This is a genomic window from Saccharothrix sp. HUAS TT1 (genome assembly GCF_040744945.1).
Classification (GTDB): domain Bacteria; phylum Actinomycetota; class Actinomycetes; order Mycobacteriales; family Pseudonocardiaceae; genus Actinosynnema.
The window spans coordinates 6169553-6182596 of the sequence record NZ_CP160453.1 but is presented as its reverse complement, the minus strand read 5'-3'; the positions used below and the strand labels follow the sequence as shown (position 1 = coordinate 6182596).

The window sequence follows — 13044 nt, the reverse complement described above, 5'->3', positions numbered from 1 at the left end:
TCCGATCGCCCCGTCGGCGACCGGCACGCGGAAGTCCCCTTTCCCGCATGCCGACGCTGGAGTCGATCCCTTGCCCTTCTTCGTCCACGTCCTCGGCCTTGCCGTGTTCGCGCAAGGCACCTCCGAGTTCATGGTGTCCGGCCTCGTGCCGGGAATCGCCGACGACCTGTCGGTCTCGACGGCCGCGGCCGCGAGCCTGACGTCCGCCTACGCCCTCGGGATGGTCGTCGGCGCGCCGGCCATGGCCGCGTTGAGCGCGCGGTGGCCGCGCCGCCGTGCGCTGGCCGCGTTCCTGTCCGCCTTCGTCGTCGTCCACGCCGTCGGGGCGGTCGCGACGGACTTCGCGCTGCTGTTCGGCACCAGGGTGGTGGCCGCGATCGTCAACGCCGGCTTTCTCGCGGTCGCGATGTCCGCGGCGGTCGCCCTGGCGCCCCCGGAGAAGCAGGGCCGCGCGAACGCGGTGCTGCTGTCCGGGGTGACGCTGGCGTGCGTGGTCGGCGTGCCGGCGGGCGCGTCGCTGGGTGGCTGGGCCGGGTGGCGGTCGGTGTTCTGGGCGGTCGCCGCGCTGTGCCTGCCCGCGCTGGCGCTGGTGTTCCGGTCCGCGCCCGCGACCGCCGCCGGTCGGCCGGAGGTGTCGATCCGCCGGGAGGCGGGGGTGCTGCGGTCCCGCCCGGTGCGGCGGGTGGTGGTGCTCGCGGCCCTGGTCAACGGGGCCACGTTCGCGACCTACGGCTACCTGGGCGTGATCGCCGACGGCGTCCTGCCCGGTGGTGCGGCGCCCGCCCTGCTGGCCGCGTTCGGCGTCGGCGCGTTCGTCGGCGTGACGGTGGCCGGCCGGGTGACCGGTGAGCGGTTCCTGGTCCTCGGCCTGTGCGCGCTGCCGGTCGGGTGGGCGGCGCTGGCGCTGGCCGCCGATCACGCCGCGCTGCTGTTCGGCTTGGCCGTGGTCCAGGGCGCCCTGTCCTTCGGTGTCGGTTCGACGCTGATCGGCCGGGTGGTGCGCCTCGCGTCCGACGCGCCTTCGCTGGGCGGCGCGTTCGCCACCGTCGCGCTGAACGTCGGCGCGTTCGCGGGTCCGCTGGTGGTCGGCGCCACGACCGACCACCGGGGCGCGCCGTGGGTCAGCGCGGTCCTGGCGGCGGTGGCCGTCAGCGGTGTTCGTAGACCAGGTTCGTCCCGGTCGCGGCACGTTCCGCGGTGATGACCGTGGCGTCGCCGACGAGCAGCGCGCGGTCGTCCACCAGCGGTGCGCCGTCCTCGCCCCGGCTGAGGCGGCAGCTGAGCAGGGCGGGCGAGCCGGGCTCGCGACCGAGCGCGGCGGCCTGCTCGGCGGTCAGCGCCACCGCCCGGATGGTCTCGCTCGCCTGCCGCACGGGGCGGCCCAGCTCCTCCAGGAGCCGGTAGAGGGACCGGCGCCGGAGGGGGTCGGCGCCGATCCGCGCGCCGATCCCCTCCGGCAGGTACGACGTCTGCAGCAGCAGCGGCACCGGGGCGCCCGTCGGCCGGCGGGTGCCGCGCAGCCGTTCGACCGCGAACACCCGACCGCCCGCCGGCACGCCCAGCCGCGCGGCCACGTCACCCGGCGGCACGACGAGCCCGGCGTCCAGCACCTCGGTCACCAGCTCGATGCCCTGCTCGACCAGGTCCTGCGACAGGCTGCGCAACCCGGTGAGCCCGTAGGCGAACGCGGGCCGGCGCGCGAACGTGCCCACGCCGTGCCGGGTCTCCAGCAGCCCGTCCGCCTCCAGCGCCTGGATCGCCTGCCGCACCGTCATCAGCGAGACGTCGAACTCCTCGCCCAGCTCCCGCTGGGCGGGCAGCGGCGCGTCCGCCGGGTAGCGCCCGTCGGCGATCCGGTCGGCCAGCACCCGGTAGATCGCGAGGTACTTGGGCACGCGCGTCTGGTACTCGCGGCCCGTGCGCCGCCCGTCGTCCACCGGTGGGAACTCCCGACTCTCAACCCCCGACCGAGGATAGCGCCCGGCGGAACGCCGCCACCGCGCCCACGACCTCGGCGACCGGCGCGCCGTCGACCACCATCCGCATCAGCGCCGAGCCGATCACCACGCCGTCGGCGTCCGCGCACGCCCGCACGGCGTGCTCGGCGGTCGAGATGCCGAACCCGGTCACCACCGGCAGGTCGGTCATGCCCTTGAGCCGCTGGGCGGTCTCACGGGCGGTCACGGCGAGGTCGGCGCGCTCGCCGGTGATCCGCATCGAGCTCATGCAGTACACGAACCCGGACGACGCCCGCGCGATCGCACGGCACCGGTCGTCGTCGCACGCGGGCGCGGCCAGCAGCACCGCGGCCACCTCGGCCTCCGCCGCCCGCGCCAGGTACTCCGCCGACTCCTCCAGCGGCAGGTCCGGCACGATGACGCCGCGCACGCCGACCTCCGCCAGGTGGTCGACGAACCCGCCGACCCCGCGCTCCGGGGCCAACGTCACGGCCACGTTCGCGTAGGTCATCACGACCAGCGGCACGTCGAGGTCGAGCCCGGCCAGCTCGTCCAGCAGCGGCCTCGGCCGGCCACCGCGACCGGCCGCCAGGGCGGCGGCCCGCTGCACGGTCGGCCCGTCCAGCATCGGGTCGGAGAACGGCAGGCCGATCTCGACCGCGTCGGCGCCGGCCTCCGCCGCGCCGCGCACCAGGTCCAGCCAGTCCGGCACGACACCGGCCATGACGTACGGGATCAGCAGCCGCCGCCCCTCGGCGCGGGCGGCCCGCAGGTGGTCTGCCAGCGTGGTCACCGCGACGCTCATCCGACGTGCTCCCTGATCTGCTGGACGTCCTTGTCACCGCGGCCGGACAGGGTGACCAGCACCGTCGAGCCGGCTGCCAGCTCGCCGGTCGCGGCGGCGTCGACCACCCAGGCCAGGGCGTGCGCCGATTCGAGCGCGGGGAGGATCCCCTCGGTCCTGGTCACCAGCTTGAGCGCGTGCAGCGCCTGCTCGTCGGTGACGCTCGGGTAGCGCACCCGCCCGGTCTCGGCGAGGTGCACGTGCTCGGGGCCGACGCCCGGGTAGTCCAGGCCGGCCGAGATCGAGTGCGCCTCCAGGACCTGGCTGTCGTCGTCCTGGAGGAAGTGGGACATGAACCCGTGCAGGACACCGGGTCTGCCCTTGTCGACGGCGCTGCCGCCGGCCGCTTCCACGCCGACCAGCCGGGCCGGGGTGTCCACGAACCCGGCGAACGTGCCCGCCGCGTTCGACCCGCCGCCGACGCACGCCACCACCACGTCCGGCACGGCCCCCGGCAGCCGCTCGGCGCACTGGGCGCGGGCCTCGTCGCCGATGACGCGCTGGAACTCGCGCACCATCCACGGGTACGGGTGCGGGCCCATGACGGAGCCGATGCAGTAGTGCGCGTGCTCGGTCTCGTTCACCCACGCGCGCAACGCGCCGTTGGTCGCCTCTTTGAGCGTGCCCACGCCGTTCGCGGACGTCACGGGCACGACTTCTGCGCCCAGCAGCTCCATCCGGAACACGTTCACCTGCTGCCGCCGCACGTCGGTGTGTCCCATGTAGACGGTGCAGGCCAGGCCGAGCAGGGCGGCGGCGGTCGCGGTGGCCACGCCGTGCTGCCCCGCGCCGGTCTCGGCGATCAGCTTGCGCTTGCCCATCCGCTGGGCGAGCAACGCCTGGCCGAGCACGTTGTTGATCTTGTGCGACCCGGTGTGAGCGAGGTCTTCCCGCTTGAGCAGGACCCGCACGCCCAACGCCTCCGACAGCCGCGCGCACTCCGTCAACGGTGTCGGCCTGCCCACGTAGGTCGCGAGCAGCCGCCGGTACTCCGCCGTGAACGAGGCGTCGGCCCAAGCCTCGCGGAACGCCACCTCGACCGCCCGCGCGGCGGGCACGAGCGCTTCCGGCAGGTAGCGCCCGCCGAACTTCCCGAATCGACCGGCCGCGTCGGGATCGCGCATCACACCGGTGTCGACGACCTCTGGAACTGACACTTCTAGAACTCTAGAACTCTCCGGACCCGCTGGCAAGCGGGTGACCGGTCCGCGCAACGCCCCGCGACCCGGCGGCCGGGGGCTACCGTGGCGACTCGCCGATCACGGCCCCGCATCGCAGGAGGACCGCATGCCGGAGCACGACCGGAGCGCGGAACTGGTCGCCGCGCTGGAAGAGGAGCTGATCCACCACCGCGCCCGGGCCGTCGGGGACGCCGGGCACCGGATCGACCTGGCCATGGCGCTGAACAACCTCGGCGCCGTCTACCTGAACGCCGACCGGGCGCAGGACGCGGTGGGCGCCACCGAGGAAGCCGTCGCCGCGTACCGGGAACTCGCCGCCGCCGACCCGCGCCACCGCGCCGAGCTGGCCACCGTGCTGCAGAACCTCGGCCTCGCCTACGTCCAGGCCGGTCGCGTCGAGCTCTTCGACGCCTTCGGCGAGGTCGTCACGACGTGGCGGGACCTGGCGGCCGACGACCCGACCCACCTGCCCCGGCTCGCCAACGCGCTGGTCACCCTCGCCACCTGGCACTCCCGGGTCGGCCGGCACGAAGAGGCCGCCACCGCCTTGGCGGAGGCCGTGGCGGTGTTCCGGCGCGCGGTGCCCGAGCACCCCGCCCTCCTGCCCGACCTGGCGGTGACGCTGACCAACCTCGGCAACCGCTACCTGCAACTCGAACGGCCGGCGGACTCGGTGGGCCACGCCAGGGAGGCCGTCGCGCTCTACCGCGGCCTGGTCGTCGCCAGCCCGGCGTACCTGCCGGACCTGGCCGGCGCGCTGAACACCCTCGCCAACGGCCTGCGCGACTCCGGCGAGCCCGCGGCGGCCATCGCGCTCGCGGAGGAGGCCGTCGCGCTCCGCCGGGAACTGGGCGGCGACGACCCCGACTCGGTGCGCGGGCTCGCCATGGTGCTCAACAACCTGGGCGCGTACTACGCCGAGGTGGACCGGCACGCGGACGCGCTGGCGCCGACCGAGGAGGCGGCCGGACTGCTCCGCCGCCTGCTGGCCGAGGGACAGGACGTCCAGGCCCTGCTGGACGCCGTGCTCTCCAACCTGGAACGCCGCCGGGAGGACGTCGGCAAGCGGGAACCCCGGCGCAGGAAGCGCTTCTGGCCGTTCTGAGCCGCTTCGGCAGGACGGTTCGGACGTCCCTATAGCCACGCCCCCCGAGCGGGAGCAGGCTCGGAGCATCGCAACGTCCTGGGGGGACACGGCACGTGCCCGTTCGCGTCTTCCTCCGGTTGCGCTGCGCCGATGTCCACCGTCGAAAGGAACGGCTTTGCCGTCATCTTCGCTCGCCACCCGCAAGTTGCGCCGCGCGGCGGTCGCGCTGCTGGCCACCGGGGCGCTGCTCGTGCCCGTCGTGCCCGTGACGGCCGCCGCCGCGGCGGACGCGCCGGCGCCGGCCGCCCGTCCGACGCCCGATTCCCCGGTCAGCGGGAAGCTCGTCCCCGCGGTGCGCGGTGACGCGGCCAGGGCCGCGGCCGGCACGAAGATCAGCGAGCAGGTGCTCAAGCGGGGCGAGGCGTTCAAGGCGGACCACGCCCGGCAGCGCGCGGGCCAGGAGCAGCGGGCCGGCGCCCTGCCCCTGCCGCCGTGGAGCGGCGCGCTGCACACCGTCTGGGGCGCGTTCCCGACCGTCGTCTCCGACGGCGCGCAGGCGACCCACACCGTCAACCCCGGCATCAGCATCCCGTCCGGCAACCCCGACATCGTGTACGCGCCGACGCTCGTCCCGAGCGGCAAGACCTGCATCGAGGTCACCACGTTCTACTGGCAGGGCGGCAACGGCGTCGGCGCGTGGGACTGGTGCGCGGCCTCGCCCGGCTTCGCCGCGGTGGCCTGGATCGACTCGACGTTCATGAGCACCTACACCACGTCGTTCCAGGGCCTGCCCGCCTACGAGGTGCTGGACGTGCAGACCAACGCCGTGACCAACTCGTGGACCGCCTACCTGTACAACTACACGACCTCCACCTGGGACGCGCTGTTCACCAGCGCCGACACCAGCAAGCTGGTCGACCCGCACGGCGGCTGGAGCATGTTCGAGGTCTACACCGAGTACAACTCGGCCACCGGCGAGGGCTACTACTGCGACGAGACCTACGGCACCCAGTTCCACGCCGCGAACCTCCAGGTCAAGGTCAGCGGCACCTGGACGGCGCTGACCACCGGCAACTCGTCGGTGACCCCGCCGGGCAGCGTGTCCAGCACGGACTTCGGCTGCTACGGGCTGTCGTTCACCCTCCAAACGGCGAACAGCCACTGGCAGGTCTCGCACTGACCCGAGCCCCGGCGCGGCGGTGACCGCGCCGGGGTCCGACGACGCGGTGCGGGCGGCGCAGGTCGTCCGCACCGCGTTCGCGCTCCGGGATTGACTTGCTCGCGCTGCGGAACCGCAATTCATCGGAATAACCACTCGACCGGTGATTTCCTCTCACCCCATCAGGGCGTTGGCCGGCTGTTTCCAACCGAGTACGGTCGGGTACCGGGGATGGCCACCTCCACTGCCAAGCAAATCGCGGTGCGACCGCGATACCGGATCGGGTGTGAGGTGGTCTCGATGACGTTGGACGTGCTCGACCTGCTCAAACAGGGTCTGCCCGACAGCTCCGCGCCGCGGCGGCGGATCGTGGTGGTCGGCGCCGGGATGGCCGGGTTGACCGCGGCGCTGCTGCTGAAGGAAGCCGGCCACGAGGTGACGATCCTCGAAGGCCAGAACAGGTTGGGCGGGCGAATCCTGACCCACCGCGAGTTCGCGGGCGACATGTACGGCGAATTCGGCGCGATGCGGTTTCCCCAACAGCACCCGCTCGTGTCGTGGTTGATCGACGAGAAGTTCCAGCTCGCCACCAAGCCGTTCCCCATGTACGACGAGGACACGTTCGTGTACCTCCAGGGCAAGGGCGTGCGGCGGCGGGACTTCACCGCCGACCAGTTCAGCTTCGACCTGACCTCCGCCGAGGCGGACCTGGCGCCGCACGACCTGCTGCGGCACACCGTCCAGCCGCTGGTCGACATCATGGAGCACGAGGACGAGGACAAGGCCTGGCACCGGCTGCTGACCGACTACGACCGGTACACGCTGCTCGGCTACCTCAAGGAGCGCGGCCTGAGCGACGGCGCGCTGGGGATGCTCGGCCCGCTGTTCAACCTGGAGGGCCGGTACCACTTCTCGCTGGTCGAGTGGTTCTCGCACTACTACGAGGACGTGTTCGGCCACCTGAACTACATCGTGGCGGGCGCGGACTCGCTGCCGCGGGCGTTCGAGCCGATGCTGATGGACGACATCCGGCTCGGCGCCCTGGTGCACGGCATCGACCAGGACGACAGCGGGGTGCGGGTGCACTTCCGGGCCGGCCGCCGGACGCAGACGGTCGAGGCGGACGAGTGCATCGTGACGGTGCCGTTCGCGAGCTTGCGGCACATGGAGATCGAGGGCCTGGACCCGGACAAGTGGAACGCCATCCGCAACACCTACTACGGCCGCGCGCACAAGTTGTTCATGCAGTTCAGCGAGCGGTGGTGGGAGAGCGGGTACGGCATCACCCACGGGCTCACCGTGACCGACCTGGCGATCCGCAACATCGTCTACCCGCCCGCCGGCCAGGACACCCGGTTCCGCAAGGGCGTGATGATCGCGTCGTACTGCTGGGAGCAGGACAGCATGCCGTACACGCCGCTGGCCGGCGAGGAGAGCGTCATGCAGGCCTTGGAGGACCTGGTCAAGATCCACCCGGAGGCGCGGGACACGTTCGAGTTCGGCGTCTACAAGGACTGGGCGCTGGACTGGTTCGCCTGCGGCATCGGCCCGCTGTTCCGCGCGTTCGAGATGAGCGAGGCGTTCTACGAGGACGTGATCCGGCCGGTGAACCGGGTCTGGTTCGCCAACGACGCCTGCGACCGCAGGCACCGCCGGTGGGTGGAGGGCGCGCTCAAGGCCGCGGTGAAGAACGCCTTCGCGATCCACGAGGGACTGCGCGACGAGATGCCCTGGAAGGACTGAGCCTCAGCGCGGTGTGACGGACGCCAGCGGCGCCGGCGTCTCCTGGCCGGGCCACGTGCCGGTCAGGAGCGCGCCGGTCAGCTCGGTCCCGGTGTCGAGGCGGCGGCGGACGACCAGCTCGACGGCGCCCGTGACGAGGACCGCCGGGTCGCCGTCGACCACGCGCTCGACCGCGCCGACCTCCACGTCACCGGTCCCGTCGGTGGTTCCGCCGACGGCGATGCCCATGGTGGGCTCGCGCGGTTCGAGCCGGTCGTCGCACTGCACGAACTCCTCGGCCTGACCGCTGCCGGTGAGGATCGCGCTCGCCAGCGCCGCCGCGTACACCGGGTCGCCGGTCGCGTCGTAGACCCACCGCTTGCCCAGCACCGAGTGGTCGGTGGTGCCGATCAGACACTCGTCGGCCCCGGCCAGGGGTGCGCCGCGGTAGGTGAGCGGCACCTGGAGCACGGGCCCGTCGCCGACCCGGACCAGCATCGTCTCGATCCCGACCTCGCCCGCCGGGTCGTCGAAGCGGTAGCCCGCCACCCGCCGCACCTCGCCGGTCGACGCGGTGCGCCAGTCGCGGCCGGGCAACCAGCCGGCGAGCAGTTCGAGCTTGGTGGGGCTGAGCGTGGCGCGGTGGATCAGGGCCATGCGGCCATGGTAGCCAGGTGATCGTCCCGCTCGGCCGCGCGACCGCGGAGGACGTGGTCGACCGGGCGAACCGCGTTCCGCTGCGTGATGATCCACTCGCGCTGAGTAGCATGGACCGGTGGCCGAGCCGGAGAGCGTGCCCGCGCGGGTGGTGAACGAGGTGACCGGGCCGGTGCACACCGTGGTCCAGGCGGGCGTGGTCTTCGGCGGGGTGCACCTGGCGCAGGTGCGGAAGGTCTCGGCGGTGCTGCTGGTCGCCGTGTGGCTGCCCCTGCTGATCACGGTGGTGGCGCTGGTGCCCGGCGACTCGGCGCGAAAGGCCAATCCGGCGGTCACGCCGACGGTTCGCGACGTCCCGACTCCTCCCGTCCTGCCCTCCGCGACGCCGTCCACCACGTCCTCCGCGCCGCCGCCGGCGGTGACGGTCGAGACCCGCATGGTGGAGTTGCGCGTGCGCGACCACCCCGTGGAGGTGTTCGAAGGGGTGCGGATGGCGGTCGGCAGCGCGGCGTTCATCTCCGTCGACCAGGACGGGGCGACGTGCGCGGGCAGCAACATCGGCAGCGGCTGCGCCGTGGTCGCCGGCGGCAGCACCACCGCCCTGAGCGGCGTGGCCGACCTGACCGTCATCACGCCGACCCTGTCCTGCACGGTGGGCGGCCTGCACGTCAGCGAGTCCGCCGTGGTCGTGGACGCCGACGGCGGCTGGACGCGGATCGTGCTCCTGGACTTCGGGCCGGTCCAGCCGAACACGCCGATGCTGGTGCAGTTCGACCTCTCACGGGGTCACGGCGCCGCGCCCCTGACCCCCAAGCCGTGCGTCCCGCAATGACCGGTGCTCCGGGCGGGGGCCGCTAGCGGATCACCTGCTCCGCGTCGCGCAGGGCCGTGGCGACGCGGTCCGGTGGCCAGCCCAGATCGGCGGCGAGCCGGTCCGCGGTCCGCCGGTCCGCCCCGCGGACGAGCGCGGCCAGCACGGCCACCACGTCGCCCACCACCGCGGACGGCCCGCCGGACATGTCGTCGCCGAGCTGGTCGAAGAACCGGCGCATGTGGGTCAGCCGGGCGCCGGCGGGCGTGGCCGGGCCCAGCGCCTCGGCGCCGCGCCGGGCCGCGTCCGCCAGCGCCGCGTTGGTCCGGGCGCTGGTCAGCCACGTGCGCAGCCACATGTCGTCGTCGACGTGGTACCGCTCGCGCCGACGGGGGTCGCGCTCGCGGCGGAGGAAGTCGAGCCCTTCGAGGTAGCCGACGGCCTTGGACACCGAGGCCGGGCTGACCCGGAGCCTGCGCACCAGCTCGGCGGAGGTCAGCGCGCCGGAGTCGGTGGTGACCAGGCTCGCCAGCACGCGGGCCGCCATCCGCGGCACGCCCATCCGCTCCACCAGGCCGGCGAACTCGTCGGCGAACGCCAGCACCACCGCCGGGTCGCGGCCGTCCGCCCCGACGGCGTCCGGCGGCTCGTGCGCCGTGCCGGTCCGGTGTCGGCGGGCGCGTCGCCGGGTGGCCCGGTGGGCGCGGTCGGCCCGGTAGTCGCTCGGACCGCCGTTGCGGCCGACCTCGCGGGTGATCGTGGACGTCGGCCTGCCCAGCCGCCGGGCGATCTCGGCGTACCCGAGCCCGTCGGTCAGGCCGTCCGCGATGTCGCGGCGGTCCTCGTCGGTCAGCCTCCCACCCGGCACCCGGCCAGTGTGCGTTCACCGGCAGCACAGTGCAATGAAGACGGCGGGATCATTGCTTTCAGCGGCAGGACCATTGCAACGATGTGAAGCGTTTTGCCAGCTGGAATGCCATTCGTGGGAGTGGAATCGGTTGATGGTCCGCGAAACGCAACGTAGCTTTCGCCCCTCCTGAAGATCAGATCGAGGAAGGGGAGCGATGACGAGCGAGCAAGTCGTGCTCGACGTCGAGGGCCTGCGCATGCGCTACGGCGCGGTCGACGTCCTGCACGACGTCACGTTCCACGCCCGCCGGGGCGAGGTCCTGGCCCTGCTCGGCCCGAACGGCGCGGGCAAGACCACGACCATCGAGGTGCTGGAGGGGTTCCGGCTGCGGTCGGCGGGCCGGGTGTCGGTGCTCGGCGCCGACCCGGCGCACGCCGACGAGCGGTGGCGCGCCCGCGTCGGCGTCGTCCTGCAGTCCTGGCGGGACCACGGCAAGTGGCGGGTCCGGGAGCTGCTGGCGCACCTGGGCTCCTACTACACGTGCTACGCCACCGAGCAGGTCCCGCGGCCGTGGGACCCGGACGACCTGGTGGCCGCCGTGGGCCTGACCGGGCAGGCGGACCGCAAGCTCAGGGCGCTGTCCGGTGGGCAGCGGCGCAGGCTGGACGTCGCCGTCGGCATCGTCGGCCGGCCCGAGCTGCTGTTCCTGGACGAGCCGACCACCGGGTTCGACCCGGTCGCCCGGCGCGAGTTCCACGACCTCGTGCGCCGGCTCGCCGAGCGGGACGGGACCACGGTCCTGCTCACCACGCACGACCTGGACGAGGCCGGGAAGCTCGCCGACCGGATCGTCATCCTCGACGGCGGCCGGGTCGTCGCCGACGGCACGGCAGACGAGCTGGCGCAGCGGATCGCGGGGGAGGACGAGGTCGGCTGGACCCACGCCGGGCAGCGGCACGTGCGGTCGGTCCGGGACTCCACCGGCTTCGTCCGCGACCTGTTCCGCCGGCACGGCGACGCGATCACCGAGCTGGAGGTCCGCCGGGCCTCCCTGGAGGACACCTACCTGTCGCTCGTGCGCCGGGTCGAGGCGGAAGGAGCGGCCCGGTGAACCCCACCACCACCGCGTTGCGCGCGGGCTGGCGGCGTGGCCTGATCGAGCTGCGGCAGTCGCTGACCAACGGCGCGGACCTGTGGAACCACGCGTTCTGGCCGGTGCTGATGCTGGTCGTCACGTTCTTCCTGCGTGACGTGCCCCTCGGGCAGTCCGGGTTCTCCGCCGGAGCGCTGGCGCTGCCGAGCATCCTGGGCATGAACGCCGCGATGGCGATGGTCACCACGAGCCAGCTGCTCACCGCCGAGCGCGAGGACGGCACCCTGCTGCGCGCGAAGGCGACGCCGAACGGGATGGTCGGCTACCTGGTCGGCAAGGTCGTGCACGTGACCGGCGGGCTGGTCGTTGACCTGGCGATCTTCCTGGTGCCCGGCGCGTTCCTGGTGCCCGGCCTGGTGACCGGGACCTGGGACGCGTGGCTGACCCTGGCGTGGGTGCTGGCGCTCGGCCTGGTCGCGGCGCTGCCGATCGGCGCGGTGCTGGGCTCGGTGTTCGCCAGTGCGCGCGCCCAGGGGCTGCTCGTGCTGCCGATCCTCGGGTTGATCGCGATCTCCGGCATCTTCTACCCGATCACGTCGCTGCCGGTGTGGGTGCAGTGGGTGGCGCAGGTCTTCCCGGTCTACTGGCTGGGTCTCGGCACGCGCTCGGCCCTGCTGCCGGACGCCGCGGTCGCGGTGGAGGTCGGCGAGTCGTGGCGGCACCTGGAAACCGCCGGCGTGCTGACCGCGTGGGCGGTCCTCGGTCTCGTGCTGGCGCCGGTCGTGCTGCGTCGGATGGCGCGCCGCGAGTCCGGGTCGAGCGTGGCGCGACGTCGGGAGCAGCACCTCCGGCGGGCCGGGTAGGGGATCACCGCGCGGTTGTCAGCCGGACGACGGGTTCCAGGTAGTCCGCGCGGACGGGGCCGAGGTCCGCCGCCTCGGCCGCGGAGCCGACCAGGGCGATCCGGTCGAACTCGGGTTCGCGGCCCCGGGCGGCTTCGTCGGCCGGCAGGCTCGCGAAGCGGTCGCGCAGGTGGGCGGCGGGTCTGCTCGGGGCGACGAACACCACCCCGACGTTCCCGTTCCGCCCCCGCGTGACGAGGCACCCGGACAGGTCGTCCGGCGTCGCGGTGACACCGGTCTCCTCGGCGAGCTCCCGGACGGCGTGCCGCCGCAGTGCCGCGAGGTCCAGCGGTTCCCGCTCGGCGGGCGGTTCGACGGAGCCGCCGGGCAGCTGCCACCGGCCGGGGACGGCCCCGGTCCTCGATGCCCGGCCCACCAGCAGCCGGCCGTCGTCGGCGGGTTGGACGACGCACACGAACAGCGAGGGGAGGAGCGAGGTGGCGCCGGGGACCCGGCGCAGGGCGAAGAACCGGTAGGTCGTCCGCACCCAGCTGATGAGCAGGGCGCCGGGCCCGTCGGGCTCGACGCCCGCGCACACCACGACCGGGCCGTCGAACAGGGCCGGGTTGGCCCGGAGCTGCCGCTGCCAGGCCCGGTCCATCGCGATCCGCTCCGCGGCGGGGATCGGGGGCTGGTCGACCTCGACCAGGCGGAGCCCGGTCACGTCCAGCAGTTCGACGCCGGGTGAGCGGGAGGTTGGAACGGCCACGGGGCCATCGTGTCACGCGACCACCACGCGCACGGCTACGCGCACGGTCGCGGTCGAACCCGCCTCGGCCC

Annotated in this window: 13 protein-coding genes; 7 read left to right on the top strand and 6 right to left on the bottom strand. The window is 73.5% G+C overall.

The features are described 5' to 3' along the window. Positions 1–70: 70 nt before the first annotated feature. Entirely contained in the window at positions 71–1201 is a 1131-nt protein-coding gene (locus AB0F89_RS27810) for a Cmx/CmrA family chloramphenicol efflux MFS transporter (protein ID WP_367128567.1), read from the top strand. Here AB0F89_RS27810 and AB0F89_RS27805 read toward each other — a convergent pair. From AB0F89_RS27805 to trpB, 3 genes are read right to left on the bottom strand one after another with little or no spacing between them, the layout of a single operon-like run. Further along, positions 1149–1937 carry a GntR family transcriptional regulator gene (locus AB0F89_RS27805; protein ID WP_367128566.1) on the bottom strand — a complete coding sequence of 263 codons (789 nt, stop codon included), beginning with the start codon at positions 1935–1937 and terminating at the stop codon, positions 1149–1151. The genes AB0F89_RS27810 and AB0F89_RS27805 overlap by 53 nt on opposite strands. A gap of 19 nt (positions 1938–1956) precedes the next feature. Further along, positions 1957–2763: a tryptophan synthase subunit alpha gene (trpA, locus tag AB0F89_RS27800; protein WP_367128565.1), complete on the bottom strand. Its 807-nt coding sequence runs from the start codon at positions 2761–2763 to the stop codon at positions 1957–1959. Next, positions 2760–3926, bottom strand: coding sequence for a tryptophan synthase subunit beta (gene trpB / locus AB0F89_RS27795; RefSeq protein ID WP_367139020.1), 1167 nt, complete (start codon positions 3924–3926; stop codon positions 2760–2762). The genes trpA and trpB overlap by 4 nt, the downstream gene beginning before the upstream one ends. Before the next feature lie 163 nt (positions 3927–4089). Here trpB and AB0F89_RS27790 point away from each other — a divergent pair, with 163 nt between their 5' ends. From AB0F89_RS27790 to AB0F89_RS27780, 3 genes are all read left to right on the top strand, one after another. Further along, positions 4090–5088 carry a tetratricopeptide repeat protein gene (locus AB0F89_RS27790; RefSeq protein WP_367128564.1) on the top strand — a complete coding sequence of 333 codons (999 nt, stop codon included), beginning with the start codon at positions 4090–4092 and terminating at the stop codon, positions 5086–5088. Between the two features lie 157 nt (positions 5089–5245). After that, positions 5246–6250, top strand: a complete 1005-nt coding sequence (locus AB0F89_RS27785) for a carbohydrate-binding protein (protein ID WP_367128563.1) — start codon at positions 5246–5248, stop codon at positions 6248–6250. 279 nt (positions 6251–6529) lie between these two features. Beyond that, on the top strand, positions 6530–7972 hold the full coding sequence (locus AB0F89_RS27780) for a flavin monoamine oxidase family protein (protein WP_367128562.1): 1443 nt from the start codon (positions 6530–6532) through the stop codon (positions 7970–7972). Between the two features lie 3 nt (positions 7973–7975). On the opposite strand, the gene AB0F89_RS27775 is transcribed toward AB0F89_RS27780, so the two are convergent. Further along, complete coding sequence (locus AB0F89_RS27775) at positions 7976–8608, bottom strand: hypothetical protein (protein WP_367128561.1); 633 nt, start codon at positions 8606–8608, stop codon at positions 7976–7978. A gap of 118 nt (positions 8609–8726) precedes the next feature. Here AB0F89_RS27775 and AB0F89_RS27770 point away from each other — a divergent pair, with 118 nt between their 5' ends. Then, complete coding sequence (locus tag AB0F89_RS27770) at positions 8727–9440, top strand: hypothetical protein (RefSeq protein ID WP_367128560.1); 714 nt, start codon at positions 8727–8729, stop codon at positions 9438–9440. A 22-nt stretch (positions 9441–9462) separates the two neighbouring features. Here AB0F89_RS27770 and AB0F89_RS27765 read toward each other — a convergent pair whose 3' ends face one another. After that, complete coding sequence (locus tag AB0F89_RS27765) at positions 9463–10287, bottom strand: helix-turn-helix domain-containing protein (protein ID WP_367128559.1); 825 nt, start codon at positions 10285–10287, stop codon at positions 9463–9465. Positions 10288–10483: 196 nt separating this feature from the next. Between AB0F89_RS27765 and AB0F89_RS27760 the strand changes: the two genes are divergently transcribed. Both AB0F89_RS27760 and AB0F89_RS27755 read left to right on the top strand, forming a co-directional pair. Beyond that, positions 10484–11380 carry an ABC transporter ATP-binding protein gene (locus tag AB0F89_RS27760; RefSeq protein WP_367128558.1) on the top strand — a complete coding sequence of 299 codons (897 nt, stop codon included), beginning with the start codon at positions 10484–10486 and terminating at the stop codon, positions 11378–11380. Beyond that, positions 11377–12225 carry an ABC transporter permease gene (locus tag AB0F89_RS27755; RefSeq protein WP_367128557.1) on the top strand — a complete coding sequence of 283 codons (849 nt, stop codon included), beginning with the start codon at positions 11377–11379 and terminating at the stop codon, positions 12223–12225. The genes AB0F89_RS27760 and AB0F89_RS27755 overlap by 4 nt, the downstream gene beginning before the upstream one ends. 4 nt (positions 12226–12229) lie before the next feature. Here AB0F89_RS27755 and AB0F89_RS27750 read toward each other — a convergent pair whose 3' ends face one another. Beyond that, positions 12230–12973, bottom strand: a complete 744-nt coding sequence (locus AB0F89_RS27750) for an NUDIX hydrolase (RefSeq protein WP_367128556.1) — start codon at positions 12971–12973, stop codon at positions 12230–12232. Between the last annotated feature and the right edge of the window lie 71 nt (positions 12974–13044).

What these genes read in the sequence shown, in the direction of transcription:
- AB0F89_RS27780 (WP_367128562.1), top strand. Translation starts at nt 6,530, where the DNA reads ATGACGTTGGACGTGCTCGACCTGCTCAAACAGGGTCTGCCCGACAGC.
- AB0F89_RS27775 (WP_367128561.1), bottom strand. Translation starts at nt 8,608, where the DNA reads ATGGCCCTGATCCACCGCGCCACGCTCAGCCCCACCAAGCTCGAACTG.
- AB0F89_RS27790 (WP_367128564.1), top strand. Translation starts at nt 4,090, where the DNA reads ATGCCGGAGCACGACCGGAGCGCGGAACTGGTCGCCGCGCTGGAAGAG.
- trpA (WP_367128565.1), bottom strand. Translation starts at nt 2,763, where the DNA reads ATGAGCGTCGCGGTGACCACGCTGGCAGACCACCTGCGGGCCGCCCGC.
- trpB (WP_367139020.1), bottom strand. Translation starts at nt 3,926, where the DNA reads ATGCGCGATCCCGACGCGGCCGGTCGATTCGGGAAGTTCGGCGGGCGC.
- AB0F89_RS27760 (WP_367128558.1), top strand. Translation starts at nt 10,484, where the DNA reads ATGACGAGCGAGCAAGTCGTGCTCGACGTCGAGGGCCTGCGCATGCGC.